Source organism: Planctomycetota bacterium, assembly GCA_038746835.1.
Classification (GTDB): domain Bacteria; phylum Planctomycetota; class Phycisphaerae; order Tepidisphaerales; family Tepidisphaeraceae; genus JBCDKH01.
Genome location: JBCDKH010000131.1, coordinates 1 through 10,929, shown reverse-complemented (window position 1 = coordinate 10,929; position 10,929 = coordinate 1). Strand labels below are relative to the sequence as shown.

The window sequence follows — 10,929 nt, the reverse complement described above, 5'->3', positions numbered from 1 at the left end:
GTGCGGGTTGGCGTCTGCTACTACCGGCACGAGGTCCGGCCGGAGCTGCAGGTCGACTGCTGCCGTGAGGCGATGGAACGGATGCGTCGCAACGAGCCGCTGCACTTTCTGGTCGACATGGTCCCGCTGACCGGCAACTTCAACCAGCTGCTCCAGTCCATGAACGAGGATCGTCTGCCAAGCAGCAACACCGGCCACGACAATGGCCGAAGTGCCTTGGCCGCCGGATTCGAAGGCTCCTTCGACCTCCTTCAGCGGATGAGCCGGCGCGACGCAGCCCGCGTCATCCTGCTCCAAGGCGATGCGAACCCGACCAGAGGCTCGACCGACGCACTGATGACGATGGCCGGCCTCGCGAACGAGGCGGGCGTCGTGACGGTCTTGCTGATCCGCGACAAAGCGACCGCCGAGCGACTCTCCCCGATCGCCCAAGCTGCCGCGGGATACGACGCGATCTCGTACCGCAAGGACATGGAGTCGCTCAAGTCCGACGGTGCCGCCTCGCCGTTCGTCAACTTCGAGGAGCGCCCCTTCGGCCTCGCCGCCGCCCACATCGTCGCCGCCTCGCTCCCCTCCGACTACGCCGACCGCGGCACCACCGTCGTCCGCATCGTCTCCGGCCACCTCTCGGCAGCACAGGAGGCGAGCCGCGCTTCGAATGTCATGCGCCGGCGATGAGCAGCAACGGCTACTGCGGAAGGTCCCACACGATCTCGTCCCACCGTTCACCCGCGGGCGACGTCAGCTTGCCGGCCGAGGCGTCGTAGCCGAAGGGCTCCGCGTTGTTCAGCGGATCCAGCGGGACGGCGTCGAGATACTCTGGCACGAGCGCTTCCAGCTCCGATGGATAGTGGCCGTGCTGTTGGTGGAAGAGCGTCAATGCGATTGCGATACGTGCCATGCGATGCGTGCTCAACGCTGCAGCGCGACTCTGCAGGACGCGATCCAGGGACGAAAACATCATGCCGCCAAAGAGCAAGCTCTCTTGCTCGATGCTTCGAGAGGCATCATCCGGATCGACGACCCCAATTGCAGCCTGTAACGATCGCGACTCGACACAGGACAACATTTCGAGGAGGACTTGGGCTGCGAATTCGGCTTCGCGTTTCGGATTCAACGCGCTTCCATCGAGTGCTCGAACGGTCGCCATCTTCGCGAATAGCTGGAAGTGCATCACCGGCTCCCCTCGCAAAGCGTTTGACGACGATGCCAGCAGCGGCCGCTCGTCAGCGAGTCGGTCTCCGAGCGTCTTGAGTGAAGCGGTAGCTTTGGGATCAGCCCAACCATCTGGCGGAGCGTCACGAAGCACGCGGTACAGCGCCTTCATGCTCATGACGCGGATTCGGTCATGGACGAGACCCTCGACGAGTGAAATGTTCGCAGCCGCCAACGCATCATACAGCGACAGCAAAGCCTGCAGGCTTTGCGCGGCCTCGATAAGACGACCGTCAACCGCAGCACAGTGCGCGGAGTGCTGGAGGTAGGTTGAGAGCAGACGGCTGTGGTTGAGGTGTGGAGTCGGGACTTCACCGAAACAATCCGCTGCGAGCGGATCGACACCGAAACTGGCCATCACCGGCCATCGTTGATCGGCGGCCGTTCCAGCAACCGCCAGCGCGTCGGACACCTCCGCCAGCCCGACGCGAACCAGCGCCCACTGCTCGGCAGGCGATAGCTCGTCGGGGTCGACGGAGACGGGCCCTTCGACAAACATCTTGGGGACGTTGATGTCCAGCTCCGCTAGCGCGGCTCGTCGGTTCCCATCGACTTCCGATTGCTCCAAACGACTTCGCTCGATTGCTGCGACAAGCTCGTCCGCGTCCAACTTCGCTAGCGGTTCACCGGAGCGCCAGGCGGGCGCTTCCTCAAGGCTGCTCAAGAGGCCGGCGAAAGTCTGATCGTCGCGAACGGGAAGCAACTCAAACGCCGCGACAAACGGCGCCGCAGCGTTGTCGGCGTCGTCGGGCAGTCGAATCGCCTCAGCAAGCTCGGCCGCATCCGTGAACAGCCCAGCGTCGCGCAGGCGCTGCGCACTCTCATCCAGCGATGGACCCGAGCCCGGCCAGAACATCCACAGCGGCAACCCCACCGACACCGCGACCGTGACGATCGCAATCGGCCCCACCACCCGAAGCTTCGGCCAAATCAGCACGCCGGTAGTTTACAGATGCGCACGAACCAGCGACATCGCGCTACGCTCGCCGCCGATGTCCGAACCCTTCGTCCTGCTACGCGACCCCTCGACGTACGTGCCGTGCCGGTTGGATCTGGTGGCCGATGCGGACGTTCGCAAGTACTGGGTCGACTTCTTCACGAGCCACATCGACACCATCACCGGCATCGGCGTGACCGCCCAGGGTGACACGGACGACGCGAAGCACCGAGCATCACTGGTCGCACGTGACCTTCGGCAAAAGCTGCGCGACTTTTCCGACAGGCCGACCGACTTCGGCCCCGTCACGCTCTTCACGCTCGACCGCTGGCGCGACGACGCGCTGCGACGCCACGGCTTCGACGATGCCTTCGTCGACCAGAAGCGACGCGAGAACGACAAGATGCTGCCGCTCTTGGAGCAGGTCATTGCGGAGATCGAGGCCAGCGACGACCCGGTCCGACTCGCCATCGAGGGCGTCTTTGCCGGCAACATCTTCGACATGGGTGCCAAGGCAACGGCGGGGCAGTTCAAGGACAGCTCGCCCGACTTCCTGCAGACCCGCGGCAAGCTCAAGCCGCGGCCGTGGCTCTTCGACGACCTCGACGCCTTCGCCAACAAGGTCAACGCGACGCCGCCGAAGAAGACGGTCTTCTTCGCGGACAACGCCGGCAGCGACTTTGTGCTGGGCGTCCTGCCGTTCGTCTGGCTCGCCAGCACGCCAGGCAGCACCGTCGTCCTCGCCGCCAACGAGGAGCCGAGCCTGAACGACATGACAGCTGCGGAGATTCGTGAGCTCTGGCCGCGCCTGCCGAGCGTCGTCCGCGACTTGCCTGTCGAGATCGTCTCGACAGGCACGGGCGACCCATTGATCGACCTGTCTGCCGTCAGCCAAGAGCTCAACGATGCGGCGAGCGGTGCGGACCTCGTCGTGCTCGAAGGCATGGGCCGCGGCGTCGAGAGCAACTTCGACGCGGACCTCACGTGCGATCGGCTTAATCTCGCAATGCTCAAGGACGAATCGATCGCCCGCTCCATCGGCGGCGAGTTGTACGACTGCGTTTGCCGCTTCGTCCCGGCACCGGACCACTGCTGATCACGACGAGGCGTCGACGCTGACGCCGAGGTCCTTGGTCGTGACGAGGCTCTTCATCTCGAACCCGGCCGCCTCGATGTTCTCGCGAGCGCCCTCGAGCCGGTCGATGACGGCCACGATCCGCGTGACAATCGCTCCGGCGTCCTTGAGGACCTTGGCCGCCTCAAGCACTTGGCCGCCAGTGGTGAGAACGTCTTCGACAAGCAGGACGCGGTTGCCTTCTTCGAGGTCGCCTTCGAGCTGCTTGCTCGTGCCGTAGTCCTTCTTGCTGTTGCGGATGAGGACGTACGGCTTGTCGCCTGCGAGCGATGCACTGGCCGCCAGCGGCACGCCGCCCAACTCCGCCCCGGCGATGACGTCGGCCTCCGTCTCGATCGCCTGCGCCGCCATGAGGATGCCGACCTCGCGCAGGATGTCGGGCTTGGTCGCAAACTTGTACTTGTCGACGTAGTAGCTGCTGGTCCGACCGCTGCGCAGGGTGAAGCTGCCGTGCAGGACGCTGGTGCGTTTGATCGCGTCGATGAGCTGATCCCGATTCACGCAGGGAGCCTATCCCGATTCGGTCGATCCCGCCCGCCGTGCCTAGGTTGGCTCATGCTGCTCGCGGAAGTCTCGATCTGGCCAATGGACCAGGGCCAGAGCGTCTCGCCCTACGTCGCTCGCGTCGTCCGCCTGATCGAAGCCAGCGGCCTCGACCACGAGCTCGGCCCGCTCGGCACCGTCATCGAGGGCGAGGTCGACGAGGTCTTCGAGCTGATCCGCCAGTGCCACGAGGAGCTTGAGGCCGACAGCGATCGGATCATGTGCGTCATCAAAACCGACTTCCGCCGCGGCCGCGTCGGCGGCATCGAGTCGAAAGTCCGCAGCGTCCGAGACAAGCTGGACCGTCCCGACGACGCACCCGAAACGCCTGCACCTCCGCCACCCCCCGGCCAGCCCGAGTCCTGGATGCGACTTGTCAGCGACGATGGCGCCGATCAGAAGTCGTAGACGAGGTTCAGGAAGTACGACAGCGAGTTGTGCGACGTGTCGCCTTCGGTCTCGCTGAGGTATTCGTTGAACGCGCCGACTTTCAGGTTGAGGCCGAGGCCGTGGTCGATGACGACCTTGAGCGAGGCTTCGGTCGTGTTGCGGAACTCGCCGGTGTCGTCAAGGTCGGGGAAGATGGTGTTGACAATGCGGAAGGACTTGCCGTCGTCGAACTTGTACTCGACCTCACCGGCGATGAGGGCTTCGGGGGCGAACTCGTTGATGGTGCCGAACTCGTAGCTGCCGCCGGCACCGACGCGGCCGAGCAGAGTGAGCTGGTCGTTCTCGATGGTCGGCCAACCGCCTGACTGCGCGCTGTCCGGTCCGGCGAACGCGTAGCCGACGCCCGCGAACCCGCCGATGCGTGCCTGCCAGTCCTGGAAGTCGTCGTACTGCCCGCGACCCTCGGCGAACAGAAACGGCGGCCGGCCGGGCAACTTCCAGTCGCGGCGCAGGTTTGCAAAAGCCTCGTCCTGCGACCGCTCGCCGTCGCTGGTGCCGAAGAAGTAGGCCGAGCGGAAGACCCAGCGTCGGTCGTCGCCGTTGAAGTCAGCCTCGGCAGAGGCGTTGACGTTGAGGTCGCTCGTGTCGGCCTCGCGACCGCTGATGCCGAGCGAAACGCTTTTATTGAAGCCACGCAGAATGCCTGTCCCGAACAACCCCGGTGCCGGGCCGAAGTCGGCTTTGCTGGGCTTCGGGCGGATCGGAGCACTGTCGGGCAGTCGCTTGGCGACTGTTGCGGGATCGATCGTCACCTCGCCGAGGCCGTCGGCATCGAAGACCAGTCGCTCTTCGGTCTCGTTCACGACGACGCCGCGAAGGCGTGTGCCGCTGTCGAGCTCGATGACGAGCTCGTCTGAGGGGGCGGCGGGGGTGGCAGGGGTGGCAGGGGTGGGGAGTTGGGCCGACACTCCATCGGCGAGTACGACGACGCATCCGAGCGTCAACAGCCAGAATTTCATAGCCGGATCATCGGGACGAACCCGCGTGTGTCAACGTCGGTCGACAAGTCGTTACGATGCCGACGTCGTGGACGTCGCCCGCAAGCACAAGCTCGTTCCCGCAGCCATCGCCGCTGCCGAGGCAGAGTTTGCGGACCGGCTTGGCGACACTGAACCAGCGGCCACGTCGCCTTCGCGGCGAAAGGAGCGTCGACAGCTCGTCGCCGATTTCTACCGACGGGTCGGCCAGTACCTGAATGCCCTGTCGCGCGATCCCGTCGTCCAGCCCGTTGAACTCAAGACGGGCCGATCGATCCTCTCGCCGTCGGCCAATGAAGTGCGACAACTCAAGGCAACCCTCACGCCCAGGCCACGCGAGGTGCTCGACCGCCTGCTCGCCGGCGACTCCGAGAAGGAAGTCGCGAGGCATCTCGGCATCAGCCCGCACACGGTCCACGACCACGTGAAGCTGCTCTACAAGACCTTCGACGTCGCCAGTCGCGGCGAGCTGCTGGCAAGGTTCATCAGCGACGACGCGTAGCTCATTCCGCGTCGCCGAGCCGTTTGCGGTACTTGTCGCGGAGCTCCGTGTGCTTGCTCGACAGGTCGACGCGTCGCCCGTCGATCCAGGCGTGTGTGACGTTGCTTCGGACGTCGAGGATGTCGCCGGTGCTGACGAAGAGCGTGGCCGACTTGCCGACTTCGAGAGTGCCGTGCGTGTCGGCGATGCCGAGAATCTCAGCCGGAGACGACGTGATGGCAGCGACGGCCTCGGCACGCGTCAGCCCATGGGCGACGGCTTCGGCGGCGTGGTAGGGCAGGTTGCGGCTGAGCATCGGCCAGCTCGAACCGCGTCCGCCGGAGGAGGAGATCGCGAACGTCACCCCGGCATCGCGAAGCCGCGACGCGAGCTTGCCGGGCTGGTCGACGTCCGCATCGCGCCCGCGCGGAAGTCGGTGCACGCCGGTGATGATGACTGGGATGTCGTTCTCCGCCAGAAGTTCGGCGACGACGTCCGCCTCAGCGCCACCGACGAGGATCATGCGAAGGCCGCGACGCTTGGCAAACGCGACTGCCGCCTCGATCTGGCTGGCTTCTTGAGCGGTGATCAGCACCGGCAGCGTCCCGTCGAGGACGGGAACGAGTGCGTCGTAGCGAATGTCGAAGTCGGACGCCGCGACGCCAGTCGCGGACTCTGGATCCGACTCTTCGCCCGCATCCGCGACTGGCGTCGCGGCGTCGAGTGCTTTCTTGTACGACGCGGCCCGATCGAAAAAGTCTTCGAGCTTGCCGATCCGCTCATCACGTTCTTCCATCTGCTCCTCGGCGGACTCCTCGACCCACCATGCGGTCTGCGGGAGCATCGACGGCCAGTTGACGAGCATGCCGACCGCCGGACGGACGGTTGCGTCCTCGTAGGTCCAGCCGTCGAGCTGCATGACCGCCGACTGCCCTGAAACGAGTCCGCCGGTGGGATGGATGTGCGTCAGGAGGACGCCGTTGGCTCGGATCGTCGGGATGAGTTCGGAGTCGACGTTGTATGTCAGGCGTGCCTGGGCGTTGGGGTTCAGCGCGTCGCCGCCACCGGCTTCGGCGACGTCGCGTGTTGCGCGGACGGCACCGATCTCGACCATGCCGATCGTCGTAGCGCTGTCGATCATGCCGGGGTAGACGTGATGACCGTCCTTCAACGTGATGATTGAAATGCCGTCGCCCACAGCGACTTCGAAGCGGCCCTCGTGGATCGCGACGATGACACCACCGCGAACCTCTATGGACCCACGCTCAATGGTCTCTCCATCAGCGAGGTGGATGGTCGCGCCACCGATGATGAAGTCTTCAAGTTCGCCCGGGACCTGGTCGTTCGCATGAAGGCACGACGTGACGAGCAGGAGCGCAAGGATGATGGAAAAAGGCTTGATCATCGAGTGTTGTCGCAAAGGAACGGATGTCGTGCTGAACCACGACCCGCGAAGCTAGTGATCGTGTCCGTGGTCGTGACCCGAGTCGCCATGCCCGTGGTCGTGACCATGGCCGTGGCAGAACTCGTCGTGGCGTGGCCAGAGGGCTCCGGGGCGTGGCTCGTTCTCGCCCGGCTCGGCGACGGGCTTGCCGCTGGCGAGGACCTTCTGGATGAGAGCGGCCTTCATCTCGGCGTTGCGTTGCATGGCCGCGTTGTGCTCTTCGCGATCGAAGACTTTGACGCCGTCGATCCACGTCTGCTCGACGACGCTCGTGCTGTCGAGCGGGTGGCCGGACCAGACGACGAAGTCTGCGTCTTTGCCGGGCTCGAGTGAGCCGACGCGATCGTCGATGCCGAGCTGGATGGCGGCGTTGAGTGTGACGAACTTGAGCGCCTCGACCTCGCTCACGCCGCCGTACTTGACGGCCTTGGCGGCCTCGGTGTTGAGCCGCGTAGCCAGCTCGGCGTCGTCGCTGTTGAACGTCACGACGATGCCCGCGTCGTGCATGATGCTGCCGGCGTAAGGGATCGCGTCGTAGACCTCGAACTTGTACGCCCACCAGTCGCTGAACGCACTGGCCATCGCGCCGTGCTCGGCCATTTCGGGGGCCACCTTGTAGCCTTCAAGGATGTGCTGAAAAGTGTTCATGCGGACGCCGAACTGCTCCAGCGTCCGCATCGTCGCGAGGATCTCGTCGCTGCGGTAGCTGTGGCAGTGGATGATGCGGTCGCCGTCGAGCATCTCGACGACGGCGTCGAGTTCGAGGTCGCGTCGAACAGGAAGGCCGCCGTTCTCCTCGAAGTCGGCCCGGGCCTGCTTGTACGCGAGGCCGGCGCGGAGCGAGTCGGCGAAGATTTCCTGCACACCCATGCGCGTCTGCGGGTAGCGCGTCGTGAAGCGATCGCCCCAGTTGGCCTGTTTGACGTTCTCACCGAGTGCCCACTTCACGGCCGGCTTGGCCCCGTCGAACTTGAGCGCTTCGGGGCCCTGGCCCCAGCGGAACTTGATGGTCTGTGCCTGACCGCCGATCGGGTTGGCACTGCCGTGGAGCACGAGGGCCGACGTCACGCCGCCGGCGAGTTGGCGGTAGATGGAGATGTCGTCGGGATCGATGAAGTCGCCGATGCGGACTTCGCACGTGACGGCTTGGGTTCCTTCGTTGATGCCGCCGTCGGTGGCGATGTGGGAGTGGGCATCAATCAGGCCAGGGGTGATGTGCTTGCCGCCGTCTTTGCCGGAGATCACGACGGCCTTCTCGTCGGCAGTGACGCCGCCGATTGATTGCGTTAAGCCCTTGTAGACGCCTTCGACTTTGCCGTTTTCAAAGCGAATCGAGCCTTCTATGGGTCGCTCTTCGACGAGAGACCAGACAGTGCAGTTGTGTGCGAAGATCCGGGATCGGGCTGTCTCTGGAACGGACGATTCGGTCCCGTAAGCCCCAAGCGGGAAGTTGGGCTCGAACAGCGGTCGGTCATCAACGCGAGCCCCGACCGTGAGTGAGGGGTTGGTGGTGGGTCGCGTCGTCGGGGTCACCTCCAGAACCCCTCGCTCACGCTCGGGGCTCGCTTCGGGGGTGCTTGCGGTGCCAGTTTGGTCGTCGGTCGTCTGGAGTTCGGTCGGGACGCCGTCGGTGGCTTCCTTCCGAGGGGCGTCGGTGAGGACGGGGAGCGTGTCGACTTCGGGTGTGTCGGAACCCGAGGCTTCCGCCTCGGCGTCGGTGGTTTTGGTTGCGGTGAGCGGCTGACGCATGCCGTCGGGGAGGGCGACGGTGCCGCGGAGTTGGTCGTCGACGAGTGTGAGCGAGACGGACGCGACGCCGGTTTGGTCGAAGGTTGTGGCGTCGAGCGTGAAGGTGACGCCGTCGGGTGAGCGGGTGACGTTCTTCAGGTCGACGTCGCCGAGCTGGCCGCCGGTGTCGGTGAGGGTCAGCGACTGGCCACCCATGTCCCACGTGCCGACGAGGTCGCCAGTCGGGGCCGGGTCAAACTCGTGACGATGACCCTCGATCCAGACCTCAACGACCTCGGCCTCGTCGGCGGCGAGGTTGCTGCTGAGGATCGTCAGGCTCGCGAGCTTGCCGGGCTCGATCGTGCCGAGTTGGTCAGCCGCACCGGCGAGCGTCGCGGCGTTGGTGGTGAGCATCGCGACGGCTGCGTCTTCGGGCAGGCCGCGGACGATGGCGCGGCGGACGTTGGGCAGGAAGTCGCCATGGTCGTCGAGGCCGTGTGTCGTGAAGGCGAGATCGAGGCCGCGATCGTGGAGGTACTTCGGGTTGCTGGGCGACAGGTCCCAGGTCATCAGCGTCTGCAGATCGACCGCGTTCGCCTTGGCCGGGCTGGTGACGTCCGGGGCCTTTGGAAAGTTCACCGGCACGATCATCGTCCGGCCGCTCTCAGAAACGAGATCCGCCCGCCGAAACTCATCGCCACTGGCAATAACGACAGCGTCGACGTCGAACTCGTCCGCGAATCGGTCCGCCCGAAGGACGAACAGCTCGTCGTCGCACACGACCCACAGCGGCAGCTCGCCGTCGATCACGGGCTGCAACGCGGCGAGCGCGGGCTGCGCATCGATCGGGCCGAGCGTGGGATCGTCGGCAATGGCCCGGCCGGCATCGCGATACCACTGGGCGTCGTACATCGTCTGACGCGCCAAAGCGACCGCGCCCATCGGCGAACGTGGGTATTTCGCCGCTCGCCCCCACGGCTGACGCTCGACCGTCAGCTTGAGCGATCGGCCCAGGTCGTGCGTGATGACCCGGCCCTCGTCGCTCGTCGCACGCAGGGCCACGGTGCCGCGGAAGATGCCGCGATTGGACGACACGGCCTGGGCGACGAAGCCGGCTGTGCGGACGTGTTCGGCGTCGACGTCAAAGTCGGTCGCGTCGAGGTGTGGATGGACGCGGTCGTTCCAGTGGCCGGTGTAGCTGTCTTCGTCAAAACCCGAGGCGTCCGCCTCGGAATAGGCGTTGATGAAGCCGGCGTAAATCGTGTGGCCGGCAAGGTCGATGGTCGTGGCATCGGGAGGAGCATCTTCGCCGACGGACACGATTCGGCCATCCCGAATGACGATCGTCGCACCGTCGAGCGTCTCGCCCGGACGCACGACGACCTTGGCATTGGTCAGGGCGAAGGTGTCTGGCTGATTCTCGCGCAGGCCGCCGGGCGGGGCCAGGCTTGTCGGCTGTGCGAGGACGGCAGCGGTCGAAGCCAGAACGACAGCCAGGAGCAGGCGGAGCATCATCCGCAGCCTACCGATCGGACGCGGCCGTCGCGAGTCACTCGGACCGGCGAATCTTGGCGATCAGCTTCGGCCGACTCGTCACATCGAATCGCCTGTAGATGCGGCGGACCCGGCCGTGGACGGCGTGGACGGACATGCCCAGCCGCTCGGCGACGTCGCGCTCGCGATGGCCCTCCAGCAGGAGGTCCAGCACCTTGCGATACGACGCGGGCAGGTCTGACGAAGCATCCCGCGTTGCTTTCGTTCGAGGGACCAGCGACGCGAGCGAACAGATGCCGGCTGCGAGCAGCGGTGCATGAGCGATGTCTCTCGAAACCGCAACGACGGCGACCACGCTGCCGAGCCTCGTCGCGGCGAGCACATCGTCGTGCTCGTCCGAAATCGTCATCGAACCATCAACGGCCCGTGTCGCTGTCTGACGGAGCACGTCCCGCGTGCGGGCATGGGGCTCGTCGCCCCGTCCGATCACAAGCGGCGGCCCGTCGCGACGCAGTGTCGTCGACG

10 protein-coding genes are annotated in these 10,929 nt (G+C 65.5%); 4 read left to right on the top strand and 6 right to left on the bottom strand.

The window, feature by feature from the left end; translation table 11 throughout:
- Positions 1-678 (top strand): hypothetical protein (locus AAGI46_12250; GenBank protein MEM1012978.1); only part of this gene is annotated, 678 nt, incomplete at its 5' end.
- 10 nt (positions 679-688) lie between these two features.
- Here AAGI46_12250 and AAGI46_12245 read toward each other — a convergent pair.
- Positions 689-2,152, bottom strand: coding sequence for a hypothetical protein (locus tag AAGI46_12245; GenBank protein MEM1012977.1), 1,464 nt, complete (start codon positions 2,150-2,152; stop codon positions 689-691).
- A 55-nt stretch (positions 2,153-2,207) separates the two neighbouring features.
- Here AAGI46_12245 and AAGI46_12240 point away from each other — a divergent pair, with 55 nt between their 5' ends.
- A complete protein-coding gene (locus AAGI46_12240; protein MEM1012976.1) occupies positions 2,208-3,248 on the top strand; it encodes an ARMT1-like domain-containing protein in 1,041 nt (346 codons plus the stop codon).
- Here AAGI46_12240 and pyrE read toward each other — a convergent pair whose 3' ends face one another.
- A complete protein-coding gene (pyrE, locus tag AAGI46_12235; protein MEM1012975.1) occupies positions 3,249-3,788 on the bottom strand; it encodes an orotate phosphoribosyltransferase in 540 nt (179 codons plus the stop codon). It abuts the gene before it with no gap.
- Positions 3,789-3,842: 54 nt separating this feature from the next.
- Between pyrE and AAGI46_12230 the strand changes: the two genes are divergently transcribed.
- Positions 3,843-4,238, top strand: coding sequence for an MTH1187 family thiamine-binding protein (locus tag AAGI46_12230; GenBank protein ID MEM1012974.1), 396 nt, complete (start codon positions 3,843-3,845; stop codon positions 4,236-4,238).
- Here the strand turns inward: AAGI46_12230 and AAGI46_12225 are convergent.
- Positions 4,226-5,239 (bottom strand): DUF481 domain-containing protein, encoded by a 1,014-nt coding sequence (locus AAGI46_12225; GenBank protein ID MEM1012973.1) that lies wholly within the window; start codon positions 5,237-5,239, stop codon positions 4,226-4,228. The genes AAGI46_12230 and AAGI46_12225 overlap by 13 nt on opposite strands.
- A 67-nt stretch (positions 5,240-5,306) precedes the next feature.
- On the opposite strand from AAGI46_12225, the gene AAGI46_12220 reads away from it, so the two are divergent.
- Positions 5,307-5,759 carry a LuxR C-terminal-related transcriptional regulator gene (locus AAGI46_12220; GenBank protein MEM1012972.1) on the top strand — a complete coding sequence of 151 codons (453 nt, stop codon included), beginning with the start codon at positions 5,307-5,309 and terminating at the stop codon, positions 5,757-5,759.
- A 1-nt stretch (position 5,760) separates the two neighbouring features.
- Here the strand turns inward: AAGI46_12220 and AAGI46_12215 are convergent, their stop codons facing one another.
- The 3 genes from AAGI46_12215 to AAGI46_12205 form a co-directional block, all read right to left on the bottom strand.
- Positions 5,761-7,143, bottom strand: a complete 1,383-nt coding sequence (locus tag AAGI46_12215) for an amidohydrolase family protein (GenBank protein ID MEM1012971.1) — start codon at positions 7,141-7,143, stop codon at positions 5,761-5,763.
- Between the two features lie 51 nt (positions 7,144-7,194).
- Positions 7,195-10,422: an amidohydrolase family protein gene (locus tag AAGI46_12210; GenBank protein MEM1012970.1), complete on the bottom strand. Its 3,228-nt coding sequence runs from the start codon at positions 10,420-10,422 to the stop codon at positions 7,195-7,197.
- A gap of 37 nt (positions 10,423-10,459) precedes the next feature.
- Positions 10,460-10,929, bottom strand: a 470-nt coding sequence (locus AAGI46_12205; GenBank protein ID MEM1012969.1) for a LuxR C-terminal-related transcriptional regulator, incomplete at its 5' end; no start/stop codon positions are given.

Bases quoted from the DNA above. Each gene is read 5' to 3' on its own strand.
- AAGI46_12240 (MEM1012976.1), top strand. From the start codon at position 2,208: ATGTCCGAACCCTTCGTCCTGCTACGCGACCCCTCGACGTACGTGCCG.
- AAGI46_12230 (MEM1012974.1), top strand. From the start codon at position 3,843: ATGCTGCTCGCGGAAGTCTCGATCTGGCCAATGGACCAGGGCCAGAGC.
- AAGI46_12225 (MEM1012973.1), bottom strand. From the start codon at position 5,239: ATGAAATTCTGGCTGTTGACGCTCGGATGCGTCGTCGTACTCGCCGAT.
- AAGI46_12215 (MEM1012971.1), bottom strand. From the start codon at position 7,143: ATGATCAAGCCTTTTTCCATCATCCTTGCGCTCCTGCTCGTCACGTCG.
- AAGI46_12210 (MEM1012970.1), bottom strand. From the start codon at position 10,422: ATGCTCCGCCTGCTCCTGGCTGTCGTTCTGGCTTCGACCGCTGCCGTC.